This is a genomic window from Bordetella tumbae (assembly GCF_965139195.1).
GTDB lineage: Bacteria > Pseudomonadota > Gammaproteobacteria > Burkholderiales > Burkholderiaceae_B > Bordetella_A > Bordetella_A tumbae.
The window spans coordinates 17,295-40,561 of record NZ_CBCSJH010000023.1 but is presented as its reverse complement, the minus strand read 5'-3'; the positions used below and the strand labels follow the sequence as shown (position 1 = coordinate 40,561).

Genomic DNA, 23,267 nt, shown 5'->3' with positions numbered 1-23,267 from the left:
GGTATCGGTAATAGACGCATCCCATGACAGAAACCGAAAGGATCAGGATGCCGGAGTTGAGATAGTAGAAATCAATTCGTTAATCCTTCAAATAGAATTTTGGCATCGATGGATCACAATTATTGATCGTCTGTTGAGCACTTCCATCGCTCAACAGACAGGAGTAAACGTTCGACACCGTTGGTCAGACTCTGCTTTGCCGGGACGGCAATACGAGCGGCAGGTAGCGCTTAGTCCACGCGGGCGCCCGACGCTTGGACCAACCGCTTCCACAGCACGACTTCGTCTTTCAAGAACGCCTGAAATTGAGCGGAGGTGCTGCCGACCGGCTCCGAGCCTTGGTCTTCGATCAATTTTTTGGTCTCAGGATTCGATACCGCCTTGACGATCGCCTTAGACAGGGTATCAACCACCGCTGGAGGTGTCCCCGCCGGAGCGAAGATTCCATTCCAGGTCCCCACGTCGAACCCTGGAAAGACCGTCGCAATCGGCGGCACATCGGGGACCTGAGGCGCCGGCTTTGACGTCGTAAGCCCCAGGGCTTTCACCTTGCCGCTGCGAATGAACGAAAGCGCATCGATCAACGGTGCAAACATGATCTGGATGTTTCCGCCCACTAGATCCGTCACCGCCGGAGCGGCGCCCTTATAGGGAACATGAGTCATCTTCACACCAGCCATCTGCTCGAACATCACGCCCGCCAGATGTTGCGACGTCCCCGACCCGCCCGAACCATAGTTCAGTTTGCCAGGATTGGCTTTGGCATACTTGACCAAGTCCTCGATACTATTTTCCGCGAGTGACTTATTGGCAATCAGTACCAATGGCGTGTGCACAATCTGCGAGATTGGGATGAAATCCTTTTCGATATCGAACGGCAGCGTTTTAAATAGCGAGATGTTGGCGATAGATGTACTGGTGCCCATGAACAGGATGTAGCCGTCCGGCGCAGAGCGTGCCACATAGTCACCTGCGATATTGCCACTGGCACCGGCCTTGTTTTCCACGACAACCGGCTGATTTAACTCGCCAGTCAGCTTGCTGGCCAGGATTCTCGTCACAATATCGGTACTGCCGCCCGGAGCGAACGGCACGACAATATTGATACGCCGATCAGGGAAACTGTCCGCGGCCAAAACAGACGCGGACAGCGCCAGACATAGCAATCCCGCCACGTATCGCATCGTATTTTTTTTCATGTTGTCTCCTCGAGGTTTTACACACTACGTATGGCGCGTATCAGCTCAGTACAGCGACCTTCATTCTTTCGATAAGCGCGAAATCAATATCGGCCCCTAGCCCGGGCCCGGTGGGTGCATACACATATCCGTCGGCATCTGCCTCGATGTCCGTTGCGAGACCGTATTTCTGCGCCCCGTCAGGCAGCAGCACCTCGAAGAACTCCGTGTTCTTCAGTGCCATGATGACGTGCAGACCTGCCACGTTGTTCAGTGAATTCCCGCCATGGTGAACTTCGTAATTCATCCGGAACGATTCAGCCAGGTGCGCGGTCTTCATCATGTTGGTGATGCCGCCCTTCAATGCGACATCACCACGCAGAAAATCCGTAGCGCTCTGCAACACCCATGGCGCATAAGCATCCAACCCCACAGCGGGAAACTCTGTCGCCATGATCGGGATGTGTACCTGCTGTTTTAGTTTTACATAGTTGTAAATGTCAGCATCATGCAAAGGATCTTCGTACCAGTAGTAGTTCAAGTCCTGAATCGCGCGCCCAACGCGCACGGCTTCGGGGTATTGATAACTCCAGGCTGCATCCAACATGACGAGGTAGTCGTCACCGACGGCTTTGCGAACCGCCTCGCAGACTTTGATGTCTTCCTGCCAAGGATGTGGTGGATGAATTTTGTAGGCGGCCCAGTTCAACGACTGATAGTGTTGCGCCTCCTCTGCATAGGCCTGTGGCGAATCCAGAATCATCGAGCTGGCGTATGCCTTGACCTTATCCCGATAGGAACCGAGCAGGCGATGGATGGGTAAATTGGCAACCTTGCCCGCGATGTCCCACAAGGCAACATCGCAAGCACCGATGGTGCGTACCGTCGTGGTACGCGAACGACGCCAGAGCGCATGAAACAGCCGCTCACGATCCAATGGATCCTGCCCCATCAAGATGGGCTTCAAATACTTGATCAAGTTCGGGCCGTCGAGATCAGCGCCGTAGTAGGCAGATCCTAGAAACGCGTGGCCCGTGACACCTTCGTCCGTTTTAATCTCCAGCAATCCGATTTTGCTGGATCCGGCGAATTTTCCCGTATGGGCGGCATAACTGGTCGGCGGAATATCGTTCCAGGCAAACAGCGTAAGCGAAACGTCCGTTATTTTCATTGTTTCCTCTCGTGTTGGGTAAAGTGGGGCCGGCCAATGGCCGGAAATCGAACTATGCGGCGTGGCAATTACACATAGGCTGGGCCCTCAATGACGGGATGAGCCAGCAAAAATGATTCATCCACCTCTACGCCCAAGCCCGGCTTGTCACTGGGATAAACACATCCGTCCTGGTCAAGCAGATCGGGGCGAGAGGTCAGCTGATCGCGAAACAGGTTTTCGCGCGCAACGTCTGCCTCGAAATAGCCGCCGTTATCGATTGAAGCCAGGAGGTGAATACTGGCTGCCATGTTCAATCCGCTGGCAGAGGTGTGAGGGCAAATTGGCAATTTCCACGCCGAAGCCAAGGCCGCGATTCGCAAGCCCTCGGTCAAACCCCCGGTCTTGGACAGGTCCGGCTGCAGAATCCCTACCGCCTCGTCTTCGATCAATCGATTGAACTCAAAGCGCGTGTAGTGATTTTCACCGGCAGCTAAGGGCACCGAGACCAACTGCCGTGCCTCGCGATAAGCACGGTAGTCCTGAGGCGCAAAGGGTTCCTCTAGCCACAACACCTTGTGATCACTCAGGGCCGCAGCCACATTGCGTACATCATCCAAGGTGTAGTTCACATTGGCATCGACCATAATGCCAATGTCGGCGCCAAAAGCCTGCCGTACCGCACTGAGCCGCTCTATATCACGTGACACCGTGTCGCCAAAGCGCAATTTGATGGCGCGATAGCCCTGCCCTACTAGATTGGAGACCTCATCCACCAATTGCTGTGGAGGTTGAAATCCCAGAGAAATGCCTCCTGCATAGGCCGCAATCGCCCGCGCCGAACCACCCAGCAATCGGTATAGCGGCCATCCCACCGCCTTGCCACGGATATCCCATAGGGCCATATCGAGTCCACTCATGGCCAAAGCGGCCGCTGTGCCCATTCCGTGACTGGCCAACTGGCGCTGATGTATACGTGACCATACCCCCACGACATCTGTCGCAGACATACCGCACACCAATTGGCGTAGGGTGGTCTTGATCAACTGTCCGATCGCCCCGGGACAACGTCCATGGTGCGACTCGCCCCACCCGACCAATCCGTTCTCGGTCGTCACCTTCACAATGACACAATCCCGTTTGACTGCCCGGCCAATCCCCAGTGTCACGCCCGCCGTCACCGGAAAAGAAGTCGGAAACGCTTGAACGTCGACAATACGCAATTCGTCAGGGATACTCATGCCAGTGTCTCCGCCATTTTTCGCCGGCGCTCCCAGATATCCGGATTCACGAGGTGGTCGGGGCGATCTCCGCGCATCAGTTGCAGAATCTGCCGCGCCGTACCGATACTCATGCTCGCTGTGCTTTCTTCGGTCAGGCCAGCGATGTGCGGGGTGAGCAATGCGTTATCGACATCAAGCAGCGCATGATCGGACGCCAACGGTTGCTGCCCATAGACATCCAGTGCCGCGCCTTTAATCCGCCGGGCACGCAGCGCATCCATCAGCGCCTCTTCATCCACAATAGGGCCCCGTGCGGCGTTGACCAACACCGCCTCGGCCCGCATCCGCCCCAACCGCTCGGCGTTTAAAAGGCCTTTAGTCTGGTCGGTCAGTGGACAACACAGCACGACAAAGTCACTTTCGCCGAGTAATGCCTCCAGCGTCGCCGGCACGATGTAATCAGGGACGCCCGCATAGGTCGGCTGATGGCCCAACACACGCATGTCGAATCCGAAATGACAGAGGCGCGCTAATTTTTGGCCCACAGTTCCCAAGCCGATGATCCCTACCGTTTTTCCGGCGATCTCTGCTGCGCCTGCGGTGAGCCTTCTACCGGCCTCCCAACCTCGCTCTCGAAAGCACCGGCCTATGCGATCGACCCCACGCGCCAAACTCAACATGCTGGAAATGCAGTATTCCGCGACGGCTTGGGCATTAGCACCCGGAACATTTGCGACCGGGATACCCAAGACGGAAGCTTCGGCAACCGGTATGAAATCAAGTCCCGTGCCATGTCGTATCACGCCTTTCAGACGGTCGCCATGGACGAAGACTCCAGACGGCAGCTTGGTGCGCACAACCAAAAAGTCAGCATGCGGCAATAACCTGGCAAAGGCATCACCCGATGTGTCGGGCATGACGGTGATGTCAGCGTGGCCTGCTAATAACGCAATACCCGCCGGGTGCATGGGGAGCGTACATAAGACGTTCATCACTGTGCTCCTGAGAGGTGGGCCGGACCGTCCGCCCATGGCGAGAAGTCGGCCGGTATCAAGATTTTGTTTTGCTGAGTCATGACCAACGGCTGCACTTTGGCCGCGTAGGCTTTCCAGGCTGGATCGGCCAAGAGCCGCGCGCGCCGCGCGCCACGGTCCTCAAAGCTCTCATAAGCCCATAGATGCACGACCTGATTCAACTCACCCATGTCGGAGGTGAAATACCCCACCAGGTGCCCGAGTATCGGGCGCTGTATTGCAAGACCTTCCGCCTGATACATCGCAACGTACTGCGCCGCCTTGGCGCAATAACAGGTGTAGATGCGTTCCTCGACAATCATCGATAAACCTCTCAATAAGTGGGTGCCACGATCCGGCCAGGAAAATCGAACAGCTCGATTTAAATACTATAGCTATAGTCCTATATAGGACTAGAATTCTAGTACTCTTGATCTGTGTGTCAAGCGGTTTTTTTGAACTGCCGAGACGTGCCTTAACATCCAGCTCCCGGATAAACTAAGCCTATGACTGCATCCGCTCATACCCCACCCCCTCTCCTGCATCTAACAGGTGTCAACGGACTTCCCAAGTACCTGCAACTGAGAGACGCGTTGATTTCAGCCATTGATGAGGGCCGATGGGTACCCGGCGATAAGCTTCCGGCGGAGGATGTGCTTGCAGAGATGTCCGGACTGAGCTTAGGTACAGTTCAGCGATCATTGCGCATGCTGGTAGAAGAAGGCCGGCTACTGCGGCGTCATGGTTCAGGCACTTTCGTGGCTGAGAAGCAAGCACCTCTTGGTGGACCTTTTCAGCATTTCCGTTTTCTTGACGATAGCGCAGAGGGCTTGTTGCCGATCTACACCAAGGTGGTTCGGCGCTTTGCGGTCAACACGGCCGGCCCATGGGACGCCTGGTTGAGCAGTGACCGCTTGATCTGCATAGACCGGATATTTTCAATCAATAAGGAATTTGACGCCTATGTGCAGATTTATTTCTGTGGCCGTCGATTTCCCGAGTTGAATCAAGTGGACACCAAGGCACTTACCGGCGTCAGCTTCAAGGATCTCATTTCCCGCCGCTATCACCAGCCGACGAGCAGCTACACACAAAAAATGCGGATCTGTGCGTTTCCCGACGCTATCTGCAAAGCAATCAAGCAGCCCGCGGGCACAACAGGTGCACTGATGGAGATTGTCGCGCACGATGCGCGCGGGGACGCTATCTACTTACAACACGTGTATCTGCCGCCTAATGGGCGCCAGCTTCTGATTCAGCCATAGAGCGGTGGCTGAGCAACGACGGTAACCTGAAGGCGCTGCTTAGCAGCNCCACAAACCGAAAAGGGCCTACAGAGAAAACTCTGTAGGCCCTCGGTATTGCTGGTCGGGACGGCGGGATTCGAACTCGCGACCCCTTGCACCCCATGCAAGTGCGCTACCAGGCTGCGCTACGCCCCGAAAGAAAAAGAGTATAGCAGAGATAAAAAAAGCCTGCATCGAAATGCAGGCTTTTTTTTAGGAAAAATGCGAAATTTTTTTAGTGCTTTGCGATACAGATAAGACCTCAGGCGTGCCCACCTGATTGCCCGCTTGACGCGGTTGCTGCAGCGCCACCCGATGAGGAATTCAACGCCTCTGCCAGCATGGTTGAGATGTTGCCCAACTCGGTACGCAACGACTGGAGCTCTGCCCCACTCAACCGCACTGCCGCGTCTTGATCATGTGGTGTATCGCGGGTATCGCCGAGACGATTGCGCGCACCGCTGATCGTGAAGCCTTGTTCGTACAGCAAGGAACGGATACGGCGTATCAGCAGGACTTCGTGGTGCTGGTAATAGCGGCGGTTGCCACGACGCTTTACCGGACTGAGTTGCGTGAATTCCTGTTCCCAGTAACGCAGCACGTGAGGCTTGACGAGACATAGATCGCTGACCTCACCGATGGTGAAGTAGCGTTTGGCGGGAATGGGCGGAAGCGCAACGGTGGGTTCGGGACGAGTCATGGATTGATTTTATGCCGTGATGGACGTTAAGCCGATAACAATTGCCGACAAAGCGTATCACTCCTCGTTGGAGTCCGCATCCGCCGGCTCGGTCTGTTCGACCACGCTTTTCAATTTTTGACTGGCGTGAAACGTAACCACGCGCCGTGCGGCGATGGGGATCGTCTCGCCCGTCTTGGGGTTGCGCCCAGGACGGGGAGGTTTGTTGCGCACCTGAAAATTGCCAAATCCCGATAGCTTGACGGCGTCTCCGCGAGCCAGGGCGTCGCGGATTTCCTCGAAGAATGTATCGACGATGTCTTTGGCTTCGCGCTTGTTCAGGCCGACTCGCTCGAACAGCAGTTCGGCGAGTTCGGCTTTGGTCAAGGTACGCGGCTCAGCAAGCATAGAGGTTCCCATGATCAAGTGCGTTGACGCGCGCCGTGTGCACCGATGAGCGCCTGAGTGATGCGGGCCAGGCAGTCGGCAACACGGGCTTCGTCCAGCGTGACTTCAGTGTCTTGTAGCCAGAAACGGAAAGCAAGACTTTTCTCGGTGACAGGCTTGCCGTCTTGGGGCTTGTCGCGCCATACATCGAACAGGCGCGTGTCTTGCACCACAGCCAATGTAGCATCTGCTGCGATGGTTGCGGCAACGGTGTCCAGCATCGCCTGGGCGCTGACGGGCAAATCGACCCACAACGCCAAGTCGCGAACGACGACAGGCTGACGCGATAGCTCGCGCACCTGGGGCAATTGCCCCTGCGACAGCGCCTGGACGTCGAGTTCGAACACGACGGGGGCATGCGCCAGGTCGGCCTGTTGCGCCCAACGGGGGTGCAATTCACCGATCCAACCCACAGGCTGGCCATCAAGATCGATGCGAGCGCTACGGCCGGGATGCAATGCGGGATGCGTGACAGCCTCGAAGCGCAATTCGCTGGCACGCGCACCGAACAAGGCCTCTACGTCCATTTTGACGTCGTAGAAATCGACCTGACGAGTCGGCGTGCCCCACTGTTCCTCGACGGCCGGGCCCCAGGCTGCGCCCGACAGGCGCAAGGGCTGGCGTACACCGGCCACATCGAGCGGACCGTCCTGGTGCGCCGAGTCGCGCAGGAATACGCGGCCCAGCTCAAAGACGCGCACGCGTGATTGTTTGCGATTGGCGTTGTAGCGGATGTTGGCGACCAGACCCGCGATCAGACTGGAACGCATGACCGACAGATGGCTGGCGATCGGGTTGAGCAGGCGCACAGGCTCGTTGTTGCCTGCGTAGTCACGTTCCCAATCGGCCTCGACGAAGCTGTAATTGACGACCTCTTGGTAGTCTTGGGCCGCAGCCATGCGACGCAGCGTATGCGGGCCGCGGCGCTGTTCGGGCTGCGAAAACATCTGCGCGCGCGCGATAGGCGGCACATCGGGCAGGCGCTCGAAACCGTAGATGCGTGCGACCTCTTCGATGAGGTCTTCTTCGATCTCGAGATCGAAGCGATACGAAGGCGGCTCGACAATGAAGTCGTCGCCTTCGACCTGGAACTGCAGACCGAGGCTATTGAAAATCTGCGCGACTTCGGCTTGAGGCACGGGGACGCCCAACACGCGATGGCAGCGCGACAGGCGCATGCGTACGGGTTGGCGCGTGGGCAGATTGACGATCTGGTCGTCTGCGGGGCCGGCCTGACCGCCGCAGATGTCGATGATCAGGCGCGAGATGAATTCCAGATGCTCGGGAATGCTGGCGTAGTCGACACCGCGTTCGAAACGATGGCTGGCCTCGGAGCTGAACTTGTAGCGGCGTGCGCGACCAGCGATGGCCTCGGGCCACCAGAACGCGGCCTCGAGATAGATGTTGGTCGTATCCAGCGTGACGGAGGTCGCCTCGCCGCCCATGATGCCGGCCAGGCTTTCAACCTGGTCACCCGCCACGACGACGCCGACTTTGGGGTTGAGCTCGACGGTTTGGCCGTTGAGCAATTCGAGGGTCTCGCCCTCGCGTGCCCAACGTACGTCGATATCGCCGCCGATCTTGTCCAGGTCAAAGACGTGGGACGGACGGCCCAGCTCGAGCATGACGTAGTTGGAGATATCCACCAGCGCCGAGATCGAACGCTGCCCTGCCCGCTCGAGGCGGTTTTTCATCCAGGCGGGCGTCGCGGCACGGGCATTGACGTCGCGGATCACCCGGCCTGCGAAACGGCCGCACAGGTCCGGCGCGGACACGGTCACGGGCAGGCGATCCTGCAAGGTGACCGGCACGGCGACCGCGGTGGGGACCGACAGCGGAGCGCCGGTCAGGGCCGCGACCTCGCGTGCGACGCCGAGGATCGACAGGCAATCGGCACGGTTGGGCGTGAGTTTCAGGGTAAAGAGCGTGTCGTCCAGGTCCAATGCCTCGCGGATCGACTGGCCCGGGGTCAAGTCGCCGGGCAACTCGAGCAGGCCGGCGTGATCCTGGGACAGGCCCAGTTCGCGAGCGGAACACAGCATGCCGGCGGACGGCACGCCGCGCATTTTGGCGACACCGATTTTCATGCCGCCGGGCAGTTCGGCGCCGACACGGGCCAGGGGCACGGTGAGGCCTTGGGCGGCATTGGGGGCACCGCATACGATCTGCAGCAGCTCGCCCGAGCCGTCGTCAACCTGGCAGACACGCAGCTTGTCGGCGTCGGGATGCGGCGCGATCGAGACGATGTGCGCAACGACCACGCCGGTGAAAGGCGGCGCAGCGGTGGTGGTTTCTTCGACTTCCAGGCCGGCCATGGTGAGCCGATGGGCCAGTTCGTCGGTAGTGATCGCGGGGTTAACCAGGGCACGTAGCCAAGATTCAGGAAATTGCATGATCAGCCGTCGGTTATACGTTGAACTGGCGCAGGAAGCGCAGGTCGCCTTCGTAGAATTGGCGCAGGTCGTTGACGCCGTAGCGCAACATCGTCAAGCGCTCGAGGCCGGAGCCGAACGCAAAGCCGATGTAACGCTCGGGATCCAGGCCGAAGTTGCGCACGACTTGCGGGTGCACTTGGCCCGAGCCAGAGATTTCCAGCCAGCGGCCACGGTTGGGGCCCGACGTGAACATCATGTCGATCTCGGCCGAAGGCTCGGTGAACGGGAAGAACGACGGGCGGAATCGCACGACCAGATCGTCGCTCTCGAAAAAGCGGCGCAGGAAATCGGTGTAGACGCCTTTCAGGTCGGCAAAGGAGATGTCCTCGGCGATCCAGAGGCCCTCGACCTGGTGGAACATGGGCGAGTGCGTGGCGTCGCTGTCGACGCGGTACGTACGGCCCGGGGCGATGACCTTGATGGGAGGCTTGTTCATGCGGGCATAGCGCACCTGCATGGGGCTGGTGTGCGTGCGCAGCAACAGCGGCAAACCATCACCGTCTTGCAGATCGACGTAGAACGTGTCCTGCATGGATCGCGCGGGATGATCCAGGGGGTTGTTCAGTGCCGTGAAGTTGGTCCAGTCGTTTTCGATTTCGGGGCCGTCGGCCACGTCGAAACCGATGGAGCGGAAGATTTCTTCGACGCGTTCCCAACTGCGAGCCACAGGATGTATGCCCCCCATTGAACGGCCACGGCCGGGCAAGGTGACATCGATGGTTTCAGAAGCAAGGCGAGCATCGAGCTCGGCCTGAGCCAGTTCAGCACGACGCTGGTTCAGCAGGGCTTCGATCTGCTGTTTGGCTTGATTGATGCGACCGCCCATTTCGCGTTTTTGCTCGGGGTCGAGCTTACCCAAACCCTTGAGCAACGCGGTCAGTGCGCCCTCTTTGCCCAGAAAACGCGCTTTGGCATTTTCCAGAGCCGCGGCGTCGGTGGCCTCGGCGAATCGTTCTTGGGCCTGGGAGACCAGGTCTTCAGCCAATAGAGTCATGGAGTCAGTGCCATAAAATGCGCCCCACGCCGCGCCTGGCGGCTTGCTGCCCCCGGGGGAGCTGTTTTGCCTTGGGGCGGCCCGGCGGCAAAACGCAACTAAGCCTCGATCAAGAGGCATTTTGCCTAAAAGTAGAGCTCGATGGGCGTATCCGCCTCGATACTGCACCTGCAGGCTTGCTGCCCCACTCGGGGTGTTTTGTCTAAGAACAGCCCCAGACAAAACGCAAACGGGGCCAAAAAGCCCCGTTTGCAGCGATGCGCGATGCGATCAGCGCACGTTAGGCAGCCAACGCTGCCTTGGCCTGTTGCACGATGGCGGCAAAGCCAGCCTTGTCGCGCACAGCCAGATCGGCCAGAACCTTGCGGTCGAGTTCGATCGAAGCCTTTTTCAGGCCGGCGATGAACACGCTGTAGCTCAGACCCTGCTCACGCACAGCGGCGTTGATACGGGTGATCCACAGGGCGCGGAACGTGCGCTTTTTGTTGCGGCGATCGCGATAGGCGTATTGGCCAGCACGCATGACCGCCTGTTTGGCGATGCGGAATACATTACCGCGGCGGCCACGGTAACCCTTAGCAGCGGAGATGACTTTTTTGTGACGAGCACGGGCAGTAACGCCGCGTTTAACGCGAGGCATAGTAGATCTCCTTTATCAAGCGAAAGGCATCATGGCTTTCACGGAAGCCACGTTGGTTTCATGGACCGCAGCCGAACCGCGCAGTTGGCGCTTGTTCTTGGTGGTCTTCTTGGTCAGGATGTGGCGCTTGAAAGCCTGGCCACGCTTGATCGATCCGCTGCCGCGAACCTGAAAGCGCTTGGATGCGCTTTTCTTGGTTTTCATCTTGGGCATGATGATTCCTACGTTGTTAATTTAATATGGACACACAGGTGCTCGACGGGCTGGCAGACTCATCGTCTGCCGGCACGGCAAGGCTTGCCGAACCTGGATCCACTTCTGGTTTCCCCCGAAAGATCCGGGAAAGCCTTTGATTATATGGTGGTTTTGGGATTTTTGTCTAATTCGATCGCGCCCGCGGCTCAGGGCGGCGCTCAATCCGAGCGCACATTCTGTCCCTCATTAGCGATCCGGCGGTACCCGGCGCAGGACAAAGACGCCAGAAAACCTATCGTAGGCGACAACGATACTGTAGCGCCTCGGCGACATGACGCGCCTGTATACGAGGTTGCTCGTCCAGATCGGCGACCGTGCGAGCCACACGCAGCGCACGATGGGTGACGCGGGCGGAACCGTGCAGACGTTGTATGGCCTGGATCAACAAATGCTGACTCTCGGCGTCCAGCTCGCAGTGGGCATCGATGTCCGGGCCGTGGAGCTGGGCGTTGGTGCATCCCTGGCGCTGCTGCTGGCGCTCGCGGCAACGGGCCACACGTTCGCGCACAGGCTCGGAAGGTTCGCCCGCAGGCAAGGAGAGACAATCTGTGCCTGTTGCCGGCAGCTCGATCAGCAAGTCGAGCCGGACAACGAGGGGACCAGACAATCTGCCGACATATCGGGCCACCTGGTCGGGGGTACAGGCGCAGGGGCGTTTGGGGTGTCCACGCCAGCCGCAGGGACAGGGATTCATGGCCGCGACGAGTTGGAAATGCGCGGGGTACTCGACGGTATGCCTGGCCCGGGCGATGACCACCCTGCCCGTCTCCAGTGGCTCTCGCAGCGACTCCAGCGACCTGCGGTTGAATTCGGGCAATTCGTCGAGAAATAGGACACCGTGGTGGGCAAGGCTGATTTCGCCTGGCCTGGGGTAAGCCCCGCCACCAATCAACGCGGCCGCTGAAGCCCCATGATGCGGCGCGCGAAACGGCGGCTGGCCCGGCAGGTCGGCGGCGGGTGTGCCTGCCAGGCTCGACAATGCCGCGGCCTCCAATGCCTGCACCCGTGAAAGTGGCGGCAGCAGTCCAGGCAAGCGCTGCGCCAACATGCTCTTGCCGGCGCCCGGCGGACCGACCATCAGTAAGCTGTGCCCGCCTGCCGCGGCGACCTCCAGCGCCCGCCTGGCCATGGGCTGGCCACGCACATCGGACAGGCAAGGCGGACGGGTCGCCTCAGTCCAGGCACTGGGCTGTGCCGCCGATAGCGTTGCGCTGCCTGTCAAATGTGCCGCCACGTCGGCCAGGGTGTCGGCGCAGAACACGGATAAATCCGGCACCCACGCCGCCATGGCCGCGCTGGCCGTCGGCAGAATCATGGTGCTGCCAGGCTGATCACGGGCAACAGCCAACGCCAATGCCAGGGGCGCGGCATCGCCATGCGCACCTGGCACCGCGATTTGGCCGGAAGCCAGCAACACACCCAATGCGATGGGCAGATCGAAACGCGCTGACGCCTTTGGCAGATCGGCGGGAGACAGATTGACGGTGATACGGCCATTCGGGAATTCAAAGCCGCTATTGATGATCGCGGCACGCACTCGCTCACGGCTCTCGCGGACCTCGGTATCTGGCAGACCCACCACGGTAAAGGCCGGCAAGCCCACGCCCAAATGCGTTTCTACACGCACGGCAGGCGCGTCGGCGCCGGACAAGGCGCGGCTGGCAAGGATGGCTAGAGTCATGGCGGCGTCTGAAGTGAAAACGACGGCCAGTATGCGTAAATGCGCTCGGGTTGGGCAGTGCCATGGTGATCGCAATGTCACGCTTTTCAGGCACTTTTTTCTGGCGCAGAAAGTGCCTTCGTTTGATTGGCGGCGTCGATGGATGGCGTTCCGGATTTCAACGGAGAAACCGGGTCCTGCCATCAATCCAAATCAAACAACCAGCGCAGGCCGATCGGCGAGCGCAAAATGCGAGCGCCCTCGTGCCCCAGACCCGGCACTATCTCAAACACGTGGCTGGGCGGCAGGCCGCCATACAAATGCGCCAGATAGTCCCGGTAGGCGAGACAGCGATCCCGCCGGTCACTGCCCTGCAACAGGGCTGCAGCGCTGCGATCCAGGTGCGGGTCGTTGGGATCGTTGTCGTGTTCCCCCACCAGATAGACGACGTCTTTGCCGGCATAACTGCGGCGCAGTTCGTCTGGATCGATACCGGCAACGTAGGCGTTGGGCCGCTGCAAGCCGTATTTGTAGTGGTCGTAACCCAGGCAGTGCAGCAAGGCCTGCCCGGATGGCTGGCCGTATGCACCAGCGGGCCCATGGCCGCGGCGGGCGGCGTCGAGGTACAGATACGACGATGGTCCCACCACGATGTGGCGCAGCGCAACGCCCTGCTCTCTGGCCAAGGTGGGGACGGAGCTCGCTGCCGCGTGGCGTTGCACGAATTGTGCTCCCGCCGAATGCCCCACGATAACGATGCGTTCGAGATCGGGAAAGCGTTCGCGGCACGCCAGGCGCCGGACCATGGCGTCGAGCACTGAAAACGCGCTGACACCTGTGCCGTGGCGCGACGCATCGCCCTGTTTCCAGGCCTGCGGCGCCCAGGCCAACGTGGATGCACCCAGGCCCCACGTACGGGCTTCGCGTCGCGTGTAGAACTGAGGCGCCGCCAGCAAAGTCTGATCGCGGACGCCTCGTCCCGCCAGACGCGCGGCCCTGTCCAACGCTCGCCAATAACGGTGGCCGTCGCGCTCGGTGCCATGGACGACCAGTACTGCACGACGTATGCCGGGCTGCGGTTCGTCCAACGTGCTGTCGCTGATATAGACGCAGGCCAGGCCTTCGCGCAGCCAAAGGCGGCGAGCATGCCCGGCATCTGAAACGTGTCGCAGGTTCAAACCGGATTCGCCTCCTACCTCGTGCGCAGCGCGGCACCGTGCCGCACTAGTTGATGATGCGGGTCGTTGTAGCACGTGGATTTGAAACTCGCGGGGCTCTTACCTGTTTTTAATCTGGCGCTTTTCTATTTCTCAATTGCGCGCGAGGCGGGCTTGATATCGTGAGCACATCAACTTTTCACGATCAAATATTTTGCGGAGATAGACATGTACGATCTCGACCTGCACCAGCGGCTGCAGCATTGCAAGACGGCATACAGCACCCGCCATGTGGATCTGTCCATGGCCACGGATCTGGTCACCACGGTCAGCCCACGCGCCGGTGACCTGGTCCTGGCGGAAGTGACCAAGCTCGGCCATCACAAAGCGCTGGAATCGCGCGATGGCCGGCGCTCCACCTTGTTTGTTGGCGACGAGATCGTGGTGGCCTACGGTAATCGCTATGCCCCCGATCAGTTCGAGGCGGAAATCCGCGGCGACCTCGGCCCATGTGACTTGGTCGCCGCCGGCGGCATCGCATCCAATGTGTTGTCGCGCAGTGCGAAAACCAGTGCTGCGACTGCCATCACGCCCGTGGGCTTGCTGGCCGATCGCACGGGCCGCGTCTTGAATGTAGCCGATGCCGCCTTGCCGGCCCTGCGTGAGCCCAAGACCGCTCGTATCTACGCCGTGATCGGTGCGTCGATGAACGCCGGCAAGACCACCACTGCCGTGAGCCTGATACGGGGGTTTCGTGCAGCCGGATATCGCGTCGGCTCTGCCAAAGTCACAGGCACTGGAGCAGGTGGAGATTTGTGGCGCATGATGGACGCTGGCGCCCGCCCAGCGCTGGATTTCACATCTGCTGGCGTGGTGTCCACGTATAAGGTGGGACACGACGAACTGCTGCGCATCTGCTTCACGCTGGCCTCGCATGCCATGAAGACCGGCATCGATGTTCTGGTACTGGAAATCGCCGATGGGCTATATCAGCGGGAAACGGCGATGCTGCTGCAATCGCCGGAGTTCCAGGAGTTGGTCGATGGCGTGTTTTTTGCTGCGCGTGACGCACTCGGTGCCAAGGCCGGCGTCGATTGGCTGGCACGGCATCGCCTCAAAACCCTCGCAATCAGCGGCATTATCACCATCGCACCGCTAGCCATTCAGGAAGCCACCGACGCTGTCGGACTGCCGGTGCTGGGCCTCGATGCGTTGGGCGACCCTGCCATGCTGGAAGAATTGACCGGCGCGGAATCGGTGCAGGCCGTCCTGTGAGGCGCCGCGGGCCGCTTCCGTCCGTGTTGGCGGGCAGCCGGCGCGGACTGATGGCCTGGCTGCTGGCCAACGGGATCGCGCAGGCGGCCACAATGGCGGGTATCGCGATCGCCACGCGGCATGGCTTTGACGGGCTGCATCAATCGGAAGTCGCGCCGCATTCGGTGCTGGCCCATGCCGCGGCGATTGCCGTGCTGGGCCTCGCGCTGATGTGGCTACGCATGGCAGAACGAACCACGGCGGAACGACTGGGACAGAGTTATCTGACCGCGACTCGTCTGCGGCTTTTCGATCATCTGAACAATCTGCCCAGCCGCGTGCTGCAAAAACGTACCCAGGGCGTCCTGATGGTGCGTTTTGTCGCCGACCTCAATGCGCTCAATGACTGGGTCAGCCGCGGGCTGGCTCGGCTGGCGGTAGCCGCGATCACGATTGTATCGGCCATCGGAGTATTGGCTTGGCTCGATCCGCTCATCGCCGCCTGTGTTGCCGGGGCGATCGCGGTAGCGATGGCGACCCTCGCGGCCGCTGGTTCGCCGCTGTACCGGCGCGTACGCGAACTACGGCGCGCGCGCGGCCGCATGGCAGCCAATCTGGGCGAAAAACTGAATGTCTATTCGCCGGTACGCGTATTCGGCCGCACCCGCGGCGAGCGCTCGCGCCTGCAGAAGCAAAGTTCGCGGCTGGCCCAGGCAGCCGTATCGCAGGCACGCCTGGCCGCTTTGCTGCGAGCGGTGCCTGACGCTGCATCGACCATATTGACTGCACTGGTGCTGGCGGCCGGCCTGTTGCGCGTACAACAGGCCGGCTGGGGCACCCTGCTGGCGGCCATCCTGGTGGTCAACCTGCTGGACTCACCGTTGCGCGACCTGGGCCGCATTTTCGTGTTCTGGCAGAATTTCCGCGCGGCGCGGGATGTACTGGGCGGCTTTTTACGCCTGCCCACCCTGGCATCCGGCCGGCGTATGCCCCCGCTTTCTACCGGCCCTGGGCATCTGGAGCTGGACCAAGTATCGGTAGCCGGCGCACTCGGGCAGATCAGCGTGCAGGCGGCGCCAGGTTCACTGATAGCCATCACAGGCGGCAGCGGCTCGGGAAAATCTACGATACTGGCCCTGGCTGCTCGCATGTTCGACCCCGACCACGGCACGGTACGGCTGGATGGAGAAGTGCTGGCCCAACATGACCTCACCTCTATCCGCCAAGCAGTGGGCATGATTTCGCCCGACCTGCCGCTGCTGCGCGGCTCGATCCGGCGCAATCTGACTTATCGAGCAAGCACCGCCAACGATGCCGAGATTGCGGACGCCTTGCAATTATGCGAGTTGCAGCAAGCCATTGCCGCACTGCCCCGCGGCCTGGATACCCGTATTGCCGAGCGTGGCTCGGACCTGCCCGCAGCGCTGCGGCAGCGGCTGATCGTGGCACGGGCCGTGATGGGCGGGCCGCGTCTGCTGTTGATCGATGATGCCGACGCCATGCTCGACGAGGTGCGTACCGGTACGCTGGCACGGGTGCTGCGCCGACGTGGCACGACGATGTTGCTGGTCACCAGCGACCCGCAATGGCTGTCTGCGGCTGACGCCGTATGGCGCATGGATGCAGGACAACTCGAACCCGTTACAGAGACGAAACATCTACATACATCAGAACATGCATGTGCGGAAGCAAATATATAAAAGGATGCCCTCGCCGGGCACCTTCGCACATGCATGATGCGCGGCCCATCCGCGCATTCTGAGTGTATGAGGATAACTTGAGTATCAAGACTCGGATCTGGTTGTTCCAGGCCATAGTCGCTTTTTCCGTCATTGTCATGGCGATTACCTCTGTCTTTGCCACGCGCACGGCCAAGGATTACTTTGACCGGCTTTTGCATGCGCGCAAAGAACTAGCCATGACGTCTGATCTGGCGATCGACGCGAATCGCTATGCCGAGCAGATCGCCGAACTGATATTGATTGGCCCTGCAGAGCGGTCTGATTTCGAAAGCGCCCGTGCCGACGTCTATAAATCGTTCTTCGACGTGAAGCAGCTGGATCTGCGCATCACGGCAGAATCGGAGCGCGACGACATCATGACGCTGTCGCTCTATGAGCGTATGCACCTGCTTATCGACAGCATTGACGGCTCCGTGGATGAGTTGCTCGCCCTGTCCTTGGCCGGCAAGCGCGATGAAGCGATTGCTCAGTTCCGTTATCAGATCGAAAACCGGCTGGATTCGGAACTCGAATATCTGATTGCCGAGAATGTCCGCAGCAAACAGGCCGAGGTCGACGCCCTGGAGTCTGTCACTGAACAATTGCGACAGAAGGTGACCGTGTCCGTGTTGGGTTTGCTGGCTGTCCTGCTGGCCTTGATCTCCGTGTCGGGCTATTTGCTGGCCCGCTCCATTGGCCGCCCTATCCGCGCCCTGGCAGCAGGCACACGCGCCATTGAACAAGGCTCGCTGCACTATCGCATCGGCAGCCAGGCACGCGATGAATTGGGTGTGCTGTCGCGCAGCTTCGATGCGATGGCCGAACAACTGCATGGGCAGCACGCGCAGTTGCTCGCGTCCAAGAGTCAACTGGAATGCGAGGTGGCACAACGCACGCAGGACCTGGCCCAGGCCAATCATCGGCTGACCCAGGTAGACCAGCAGCGCGTGCGCCTGCTGGCCGATATCAGCCACGAACTGCGCACTCCGCTGACCGCGTTGCGGGGCGAGGCCGAGATTGCATTGCGCGGCAAGGCCTGGCACGAGACCATGTACCGCGAGGCTCTGGCTGCGGTGGTGGCGCGCGCGCAGGAAATGGGGCATCTGATCGAAGACCTGCTTTTCCTGGCGCGTTCGGAAGGCGACGATATCGTGTTCGAAAAAGCCCCTCTTGACCTGAAGGAAGTCGCGCTGGCAGCCATCCAAGACACCAACGTACTGGCTCGCCGCCAGGATGTCAGGCTGGTGATGCAGGATGCGCCGACGGACGCCGTACCCATATGGGGAGACCGGGCGCGGCTCAAGCAGGCCGCCATGATCGCGCTGGACAACGCGATCAAGTATTCACCCGCCGCCACTACAGTCGAGGTTAGCGTGCGCGCAAGCGCCCAAGGGGAACTGATCGTTCGTGATCACGGCGTGGGCTGCGCCGAGCAAGACCTGCCCCATGTCTTTGACCGCTTCTATCGCGGTACGCTGGCACGGGAGCGCTGGGCAGCCGGCAGCGGCCTGGGCCTGTCGATCGCCCGCTGGATTGTGCAGAAACATCAAGGCACTGTGGATTTCAGCAGTACAGCGGGAAAAGGTTCGACATTCACCGTCCGGCTGCCATTGAGACATCGCCATGTATAACGCCAAAGTCTTGTTGGTCGAGGACGACCCGCGCATCATTTCTTTTCTGCAGCGCGGCCTGCAGGCCGAAGGCTATCGCGTCGAAGTCTCGCGCGATGGCCAGCATGGATACGAAACCGCACGCGACGGCGAATTCGATCTCATCATCCTCGACCGCATGTTGCCGCGGATGGAAGGCGTCGAGATCTGCGCCCGCTTGCGCGCTGATGGCTGCCGCGGCCTGATTCTGATGCTGACGGCCAAAGCAGAACTGCAAGAACGCATTCTAGGCTTAAAACAAGGAGCGGACGATTATCTGGCCAAGCCATTCGCATTCGACGAGCTGGTGGCGCGCATGCAGGCGCTGCTGCGCCGGCGCCAGGATGGCCGCGCCCCGGGCACGACGCTCAGCGTCGGCGATCTGCGGCTGGATTTCGCCGCCAGGACTGCGCATCGCGGCGAGCGCCGCATCGAGCTGACGGCGCGCGAATTCGCGCTGCTTGCTTATCTGATGGAACACGCGGGCACAGTAGTCAGCCGTGCGCGGTTATTGCGCGACGTCTGGGGTATGGACTTCGATCCGGGCACGAAGGTGGTCGACGTCTACATCCGCTATCTGCGTCGCAAGATCGAACAAGAAGGCGAACTCCCGCTGCTGCGCACCGCTCGCGGCTTTGGCTATACGATCAGTGCAGAAAAGACCGATTAGAAAAGACAGATCCGGTCTCTAGTGAAGATGCCGCGGCAATCTAGTAGAGTTTGACCAATTGAGGTAAAAGCGACAAGAACTCAAGGAGACCCGCGTGAGTACAAAGCGAGTACTGGTAACAGGTGCCAGCAAAGGAATCGGACGAGCTATCTGTCAGCGGCTGATCGACGACGGCTATGCGGTCGTCGGCGTGGCCAGGACCCGGCCGGCGGACTTGCCAAACGGCATTGAGTTTCACACCGCCGACCTCGCCGACACACAAGCTCTCGAACAATTCTTGGCGAGTGCAATGGCCGAGCCGTTCTACGGTCTGGTCAACAACGTAGGCTTGGTACCCATTGCCAACCTGGAAGACATACGCATCGAAGACCTTTACCGTGCCGTGCAGTTGAATGTGGAGGTCGCTATCCGTTTTTCGCAACGTCTGGCGCCTGCCATGAAAGCAGCGCGACAAGGCCGCATCATCAATATTGCATCGCGCGCGGCGCTGGGCAAACAGGGCCGGACCGTGTATGGCATGACCAAGGCGGGCTTGATCGGCATGACGCGGACCTGGGCACTCGAACTGGCGCCGTTCGGCATCACCGTCAACGCTATCGCGCCCGGACCCATTGCGACCGAATTCTTTGCCGGCGCCAATGATCAAAACGACGCGCACACCCAGGCGCTACTGGCCAGCATTCCGGTCGGCCGCATGGGACAGCCCGAAGAAGTCGCGCATGCGACGGCTTACCTCATGGATCAACGATGCGGCTTTGTGACGGGTCAGACACATATGGTGTGCGGCGGTCTATCCATTGGCGCTGCGTGACAGGACACGGATATAGCATCGATCTCCACGAGACCTGAGAAGTAAAAAATGAACTTCTATTCGCTGCTTTTACAACATGCTCAGACAGCCCCCGCACGGATTGCATTCCACGATAAAGACCGTGCCCTGAACTACGCGGAGTTGTTGGCCGAGGTGGACCGAGTGGCAGCGCTGATGGCGTCGCATGGGGCTCGCCGCGGAGACCGTCTGGCGCTGTGGATGCCTAATTGCGTCGAATGGCTCGTGACGTTTCTCGCATGTGCCAGATTGGGAATGATGGTGATCGCTGTCAATACCCGTTTCAAGGAACATGAAGTGGGCCAACTGCTGCAACGCGGACAATGCCGCTGGCTGGCATTCTGGCCGGCCTTTAAAGGGTTGCCGTTTGTTGATACGCTCCAACGCGTGGACGCCGCTATCGTTGGTCAACTGAAAGGCGTCATTGCCGTCCAGGCCAACGCAGACACCACCCAAGCCTTGCGCGACGCGTGGCCCGCGCTGGATCTGATCTCGTACGCACACACGGCGACGACGTTTTCCGTTTCCGATCCTGGGCAAGCCTATGACGGCGCGTTGGTGTACACGACCTCGGGCACCACCTCCGCGCCAAAGCTCGTTCTGCATCGGCAAGAGGGTCTGATCGATCACGGAGCCATTGCAGCCTCGGCCTATGGCGTCACGGCACAGAGCGTGGTGCTCATTGCCGCGCCGATGTGCGGCGCGTTTGGGTTTTCCACGATGCTCAGTGGCCTGGTCCCTGGCGCCTCCTTGGTCTCACTGCCAGTATTCGAGGCCAGCGCTACGGTGCGGCAGATTGGCGATCATGCGGTGACCCATACCTTTGCCAATAACGAACTCATTGATCTGCTGCTAAAGGAAACGGCGGGCAATGCGCAGCCCTTTCCTACGCTGCAGTATGTGGGCTACGCCAGTTTTTCCCCCTCGATGGACGATCTGCCTGAACGCGCGCTACGGGCAGGGATTCCCATTGCCGGGTTATACGGATCCAGCGAACTCCAGGCCTTGGTCGCCGGCCAACGGCTCGATGCAGACTGGCAATATCGACGTGCCGCCGGAGGCACCTTGGCCTCGCCAGCCGGCAAGGTTCGCGCAGTAGATCCCGAGCATGGCAATACGCTGCCGCACGGAGCCATCGGGCAGATTGAAATCAAAGGCCCCAGCCTGATGTCGGAGTATCTGGATAATCCTGAAGCCACCCGCAAAGCGATCCAGCCCGATGGATTTTTCCGCACTGGCGACCTGGGTTTCACCGTCGATGAACGCACGTTTGTTTTTCAGGGCAGAGACGGGGAGCATCTGCGCCTGGCGGGTTTTCTGGTCAACCCGATGGAAATCGAGGCATTCATCCGCGGGCTCGACGGCATTCAAGCGGCGCAAGTCGTGGGCGCCGAGCGCGAGGGGAAAACCGTACCGGTGGCATTTGCCATTGCTACGCCTGGGGCCGATGTGAACGAGGCAGCCATCATTCGCGCCTGTCAGGCCTCAATGGCAAAATTCAAAGTCCCTGAACGGGTCGCGTTTGTGCAGCAGTTTCCAATGGTGCAAAGCGCCAACTCCAACAAGGTGCAAAAGCACGAACTCAGGAAAATGGCGCAGATGCTGCTTGACGGAGAGCTGCGCACCACGTTGTGACGCTTGAGTTCGACGCACCTCTCGGCACAGCGGCAGAGACCCCTATCTATTCATTGCGCGCCGCCCTTCGAGGCCAGCGCGAGCCCAACCTATTCCGGCTTGCTTTCCAAAGCCGAAACGCGCGACTCCAGCTGCTGGACCTGAGTCTGCAGTTGATCCACACGCTCACGTGCACGGGCCAGCAAATCCGCCTGCACGTCGAATTCCTCGCGGGTGATCAGATCCATTTTCGTAAAGGCCTGTCCCATCATCGCCTTTACATTGCGCTCGAGATCGGCGGCTGGGCTGCGGGCGATCAGGTCGGATAAATTTTTCTGGAAATCCTCAAGCCATTGGGTGCGGTTCATAGCGTCCTCGCATTCGATGTTCTGAATAAATAGAGTGTAGTCGCTATTGCCTTGGGGCGGCCCGGCGGCAAAAAAAGCCCCCACGCTACGCCTACAGGCTTGCTGCCCCCCGAGGGGGCCGTTTTTGCCTTGGGGCGGCCCGGCGGCAAAAAAAAATGGGCGGGCCGTACACGGCACCGCCTCAAAGCACAGGAGAAAATCGAATTGCACCAGAACCATCACTGAGACGGGCACACTGTCCGAGTGCCTGTCGCATTGCCATCTGGTACGGTTTGATTCTTCCTGACGTTGCGGCCAACAACAAGCCACTGGGTGTAATGCCGCGTATCAACAAATTCGATACATTGCTGCGAAGAGCCGAAACAGACGCAGCAATTCGATACAACACTAGGCGCTGGCAAATGTTTTGTTTCAACCGTCCCTGCCCCGGTGCTACGCACCAATCAGGGGATCATCCCGGGGCATAAAAGCACCAATATGGTGCAACGACGCACTATATCTGTTCAAAAACTGCTCAGCGCCCTTCGCTTTCCCAGCGCGAACGGCATCCGAGACAGGCATTGCCATTGCGCTCAGAGCGAGTTTGCGCCCTGACAGGGCTTTTTTACCCTGAGGCGGCTCGGCAAGCAAAAGATGGCACGCATATTGCTTTATTGCTCATGCGTGAATGCAACCATCAGAGGAACTGCCATGAAACTCATCATCGCCATCATTAAGCCGTTCAAGCTCGACGAAGTACGAGTAGCGCTTTCCGGGATCGGCGTACAGGGGCTGACGGTCACCGAAGTCAAAGGCTTTGGCCGTCAGAAGGGACACACTGAACTGTATCGCGGCGCGGAATACGCCGTGGACTTTTTGCCCAAGCTGCGCGTAGAAGCTGCTGTGCCGGATCATCTGGTGGACCAAGTGATCGACGTGATCGAGCAAGCTGCCCGCACCGGCAAGATCGGCGACGGCAAGATCTTTACCGCCCCGCTGGAGCAAGTCATTCGTATTCGGACAGGTGAATCCGGCGAAGCCGCCCTGTAAGCAAAACAACAAAGCA

At 59.8% G+C, this 23,267-nt stretch carries 22 protein-coding genes and 1 tRNA gene; 8 read left to right on the top strand and 15 right to left on the bottom strand.

Going from position 1 to position 23,267, the window contains the following annotated elements:
* Nucleotides 1-230: 230 nt before the first annotated feature.
* The 5 genes from ACNA0J_RS20260 to ACNA0J_RS20240 all read right to left on the bottom strand — a co-directional run bounded on the left by ACNA0J_RS20260 (nucleotide 231) and on the right by ACNA0J_RS20240 (nucleotide 4,887).
* Nucleotides 231-1,199, bottom strand: coding sequence for a Bug family tripartite tricarboxylate transporter substrate binding protein (locus ACNA0J_RS20260; protein WP_415820668.1), 969 nt, complete (start codon nucleotides 1,197-1,199; stop codon nucleotides 231-233).
* Between the two features lie 40 nt (nucleotides 1,200-1,239).
* Nucleotides 1,240-2,349 carry an enolase C-terminal domain-like protein gene (locus ACNA0J_RS20255; protein WP_415820667.1) on the bottom strand — a complete coding sequence of 370 codons (1,110 nt, stop codon included), beginning with the start codon at nucleotides 2,347-2,349 and terminating at the stop codon, nucleotides 1,240-1,242.
* A gap of 68 nt (nucleotides 2,350-2,417) precedes the next feature.
* Nucleotides 2,418-3,569 carry a mandelate racemase/muconate lactonizing enzyme family protein gene (locus ACNA0J_RS20250; RefSeq protein ID WP_415820666.1) on the bottom strand — a complete coding sequence of 384 codons (1,152 nt, stop codon included), beginning with the start codon at nucleotides 3,567-3,569 and terminating at the stop codon, nucleotides 2,418-2,420.
* The gene (locus ACNA0J_RS20245; RefSeq protein ID WP_415820665.1) at nucleotides 3,566-4,543 is read right to left on the bottom strand and encodes an NAD(P)-dependent oxidoreductase; all 978 of its coding nucleotides are present in this window, start codon (nucleotides 4,541-4,543) and stop codon (nucleotides 3,566-3,568) included. Before ACNA0J_RS20245 ends, ACNA0J_RS20250 begins: the two co-directional genes overlap by 4 nt.
* Complete coding sequence (locus ACNA0J_RS20240) at nucleotides 4,543-4,887, bottom strand: NIPSNAP family protein (RefSeq protein WP_415820664.1); 345 nt, start codon at nucleotides 4,885-4,887, stop codon at nucleotides 4,543-4,545. Before ACNA0J_RS20240 ends, ACNA0J_RS20245 begins: the two co-directional genes overlap by 1 nt.
* Before the next feature lie 183 nt (nucleotides 4,888-5,070).
* On the opposite strand from ACNA0J_RS20240, the gene ACNA0J_RS20235 reads away from it, so the two are divergent.
* Nucleotides 5,071-5,829 (top strand): GntR family transcriptional regulator, encoded by a 759-nt coding sequence (locus tag ACNA0J_RS20235; RefSeq protein WP_415820663.1) that lies wholly within the window; start codon nucleotides 5,071-5,073, stop codon nucleotides 5,827-5,829.
* Nucleotides 5,830-5,929: 100 nt separating this feature from the next.
* On the opposite strand, the gene ACNA0J_RS20230 is transcribed toward ACNA0J_RS20235, so the two are convergent.
* From ACNA0J_RS20230 to ACNA0J_RS20190, 9 genes are all read right to left on the bottom strand, one after another.
* A tRNA-Pro gene (locus ACNA0J_RS20230) sits at nucleotides 5,930-6,006 on the bottom strand.
* A gap of 106 nt (nucleotides 6,007-6,112) precedes the next feature.
* Entirely contained in the window at nucleotides 6,113-6,550 is a 438-nt protein-coding gene (locus ACNA0J_RS20225) for a MerR family transcriptional regulator (protein WP_415820662.1), read from the bottom strand.
* Between the two features lie 57 nt (nucleotides 6,551-6,607).
* Nucleotides 6,608-6,949: an integration host factor subunit alpha gene (locus tag ACNA0J_RS20220; RefSeq protein ID WP_415820661.1), complete on the bottom strand. Its 342-nt coding sequence runs from the start codon at nucleotides 6,947-6,949 to the stop codon at nucleotides 6,608-6,610.
* Nucleotides 6,950-6,951: 2 nt separating this feature from the next.
* Entirely contained in the window at nucleotides 6,952-9,369 is a 2,418-nt protein-coding gene (gene pheT, locus ACNA0J_RS20215) for a phenylalanine--tRNA ligase subunit beta (RefSeq protein WP_415820660.1), read from the bottom strand.
* A 13-nt stretch (nucleotides 9,370-9,382) separates the two neighbouring features.
* Nucleotides 9,383-10,405 carry a phenylalanine--tRNA ligase subunit alpha gene (pheS, locus tag ACNA0J_RS20210; protein WP_415820658.1) on the bottom strand — a complete coding sequence of 341 codons (1,023 nt, stop codon included), beginning with the start codon at nucleotides 10,403-10,405 and terminating at the stop codon, nucleotides 9,383-9,385.
* A gap of 280 nt (nucleotides 10,406-10,685) precedes the next feature.
* Nucleotides 10,686-11,045 (bottom strand): 50S ribosomal protein L20, encoded by a 360-nt coding sequence (gene rplT, locus ACNA0J_RS20205; protein ID WP_415820656.1) that lies wholly within the window; start codon nucleotides 11,043-11,045, stop codon nucleotides 10,686-10,688.
* Between the two features lie 15 nt (nucleotides 11,046-11,060).
* Entirely contained in the window at nucleotides 11,061-11,258 is a 198-nt protein-coding gene (gene rpmI, locus ACNA0J_RS20200) for a 50S ribosomal protein L35 (protein ID WP_012249552.1), read from the bottom strand.
* Nucleotides 11,259-11,532: 274 nt separating this feature from the next.
* A complete protein-coding gene (locus ACNA0J_RS20195) occupies nucleotides 11,533-12,981 on the bottom strand; it encodes a YifB family Mg chelatase-like AAA ATPase (protein WP_415820655.1) in 1,449 nt (482 codons plus the stop codon).
* A 182-nt stretch (nucleotides 12,982-13,163) separates the two neighbouring features.
* Nucleotides 13,164-14,138, bottom strand: a complete 975-nt coding sequence (locus tag ACNA0J_RS20190; RefSeq protein ID WP_415820654.1) for an alpha/beta hydrolase family protein — start codon at nucleotides 14,136-14,138, stop codon at nucleotides 13,164-13,166.
* 207 nt (nucleotides 14,139-14,345) lie between these two features.
* On the opposite strand from ACNA0J_RS20190, the gene ACNA0J_RS20185 reads away from it, so the two are divergent.
* The 6 genes from ACNA0J_RS20185 (at nucleotide 14,346) to ACNA0J_RS20160 (ending at nucleotide 21,875) form a co-directional block, all read left to right on the top strand.
* Nucleotides 14,346-15,392, top strand: coding sequence for a DUF1611 domain-containing protein (locus tag ACNA0J_RS20185; protein ID WP_415820653.1), 1,047 nt, complete (start codon nucleotides 14,346-14,348; stop codon nucleotides 15,390-15,392).
* Between the two features lie 50 nt (nucleotides 15,393-15,442).
* Entirely contained in the window at nucleotides 15,443-17,071 is a 1,629-nt protein-coding gene (locus ACNA0J_RS20180) for an ATP-binding cassette domain-containing protein (RefSeq protein ID WP_415820652.1), read from the top strand.
* A gap of 77 nt (nucleotides 17,072-17,148) precedes the next feature.
* Nucleotides 17,149-18,723 carry a sensor histidine kinase gene (locus ACNA0J_RS20175; RefSeq protein WP_415820651.1) on the top strand — a complete coding sequence of 525 codons (1,575 nt, stop codon included), beginning with the start codon at nucleotides 17,149-17,151 and terminating at the stop codon, nucleotides 18,721-18,723.
* Nucleotides 18,716-19,411 (top strand): response regulator transcription factor, encoded by a 696-nt coding sequence (locus ACNA0J_RS20170; protein WP_415820650.1) that lies wholly within the window; start codon nucleotides 18,716-18,718, stop codon nucleotides 19,409-19,411. The genes ACNA0J_RS20175 and ACNA0J_RS20170 overlap by 8 nt, the downstream gene beginning before the upstream one ends.
* A gap of 94 nt (nucleotides 19,412-19,505) precedes the next feature.
* The gene (locus tag ACNA0J_RS20165; protein ID WP_415820649.1) at nucleotides 19,506-20,222 is read left to right on the top strand and encodes an SDR family oxidoreductase; all 717 of its coding nucleotides are present in this window, start codon (nucleotides 19,506-19,508) and stop codon (nucleotides 20,220-20,222) included.
* 48 nt (nucleotides 20,223-20,270) lie between these two features.
* Entirely contained in the window at nucleotides 20,271-21,875 is a 1,605-nt protein-coding gene (locus ACNA0J_RS20160) for an AMP-binding protein (protein ID WP_415820648.1), read from the top strand.
* 89 nt (nucleotides 21,876-21,964) lie between these two features.
* Here ACNA0J_RS20160 and ACNA0J_RS20155 read toward each other — a convergent pair whose 3' ends face one another.
* Nucleotides 21,965-22,222: an accessory factor UbiK family protein gene (locus tag ACNA0J_RS20155; protein ID WP_415820647.1), complete on the bottom strand. Its 258-nt coding sequence runs from the start codon at nucleotides 22,220-22,222 to the stop codon at nucleotides 21,965-21,967.
* A gap of 690 nt (nucleotides 22,223-22,912) precedes the next feature.
* Here ACNA0J_RS20155 and glnK point away from each other — a divergent pair.
* On the top strand, nucleotides 22,913-23,251 hold the full coding sequence (gene glnK, locus ACNA0J_RS20150; protein WP_012249555.1) for a P-II family nitrogen regulator: 339 nt from the start codon (nucleotides 22,913-22,915) through the stop codon (nucleotides 23,249-23,251).
* Nucleotides 23,252-23,267: the final 16 nt, after the last annotated feature.

Excerpts from the sequence above, each read along its gene's own strand:
- ACNA0J_RS20260 (WP_415820668.1), bottom strand. The coding sequence starts at position 1,199 with ATGAAAAAAAATACGATGCGATACGTGGCGGGATTGCTATGTCTGGCG.
- ACNA0J_RS20255 (WP_415820667.1), bottom strand. The coding sequence starts at position 2,349 with ATGAAAATAACGGACGTTTCGCTTACGCTGTTTGCCTGGAACGATATT.
- ACNA0J_RS20250 (WP_415820666.1), bottom strand. The coding sequence starts at position 3,569 with ATGAGTATCCCTGACGAATTGCGTATTGTCGACGTTCAAGCGTTTCCG.
- ACNA0J_RS20245 (WP_415820665.1), bottom strand. The coding sequence starts at position 4,543 with ATGAACGTCTTATGTACGCTCCCCATGCACCCGGCGGGTATTGCGTTA.
- ACNA0J_RS20240 (WP_415820664.1), bottom strand. The coding sequence starts at position 4,887 with ATGATTGTCGAGGAACGCATCTACACCTGTTATTGCGCCAAGGCGGCG.
- ACNA0J_RS20235 (WP_415820663.1), top strand. The coding sequence starts at position 5,071 with ATGACTGCATCCGCTCATACCCCACCCCCTCTCCTGCATCTAACAGGT.
- ACNA0J_RS20225 (WP_415820662.1), bottom strand. The coding sequence starts at position 6,550 with ATGACTCGTCCCGAACCCACCGTTGCGCTTCCGCCCATTCCCGCCAAA.
- ACNA0J_RS20220 (WP_415820661.1), bottom strand. The coding sequence starts at position 6,949 with ATGGGAACCTCTATGCTTGCTGAGCCGCGTACCTTGACCAAAGCCGAA.
- pheT (WP_415820660.1), bottom strand. The coding sequence starts at position 9,369 with ATGCAATTTCCTGAATCTTGGCTACGTGCCCTGGTTAACCCCGCGATC.
- pheS (WP_415820658.1), bottom strand. The coding sequence starts at position 10,405 with ATGACTCTATTGGCTGAAGACCTGGTCTCCCAGGCCCAAGAACGATTC.
- rplT (WP_415820656.1), bottom strand. The coding sequence starts at position 11,045 with ATGCCTCGCGTTAAACGCGGCGTTACTGCCCGTGCTCGTCACAAAAAA.
- rpmI (WP_012249552.1), bottom strand. The coding sequence starts at position 11,258 with ATGCCCAAGATGAAAACCAAGAAAAGCGCATCCAAGCGCTTTCAGGTT.
- ACNA0J_RS20195 (WP_415820655.1), bottom strand. The coding sequence starts at position 12,981 with ATGACTCTAGCCATCCTTGCCAGCCGCGCCTTGTCCGGCGCCGACGCG.
- ACNA0J_RS20185 (WP_415820653.1), top strand. The coding sequence starts at position 14,346 with ATGTACGATCTCGACCTGCACCAGCGGCTGCAGCATTGCAAGACGGCA.
- ACNA0J_RS20180 (WP_415820652.1), top strand. The coding sequence starts at position 15,443 with ATGGCCTGGCTGCTGGCCAACGGGATCGCGCAGGCGGCCACAATGGCG.
- ACNA0J_RS20170 (WP_415820650.1), top strand. The coding sequence starts at position 18,716 with ATGTATAACGCCAAAGTCTTGTTGGTCGAGGACGACCCGCGCATCATT.
- ACNA0J_RS20160 (WP_415820648.1), top strand. The coding sequence starts at position 20,271 with ATGAACTTCTATTCGCTGCTTTTACAACATGCTCAGACAGCCCCCGCA.
- ACNA0J_RS20155 (WP_415820647.1), bottom strand. The coding sequence starts at position 22,222 with ATGAACCGCACCCAATGGCTTGAGGATTTCCAGAAAAATTTATCCGAC.
- glnK (WP_012249555.1), top strand. The coding sequence starts at position 22,913 with ATGAAACTCATCATCGCCATCATTAAGCCGTTCAAGCTCGACGAAGTA.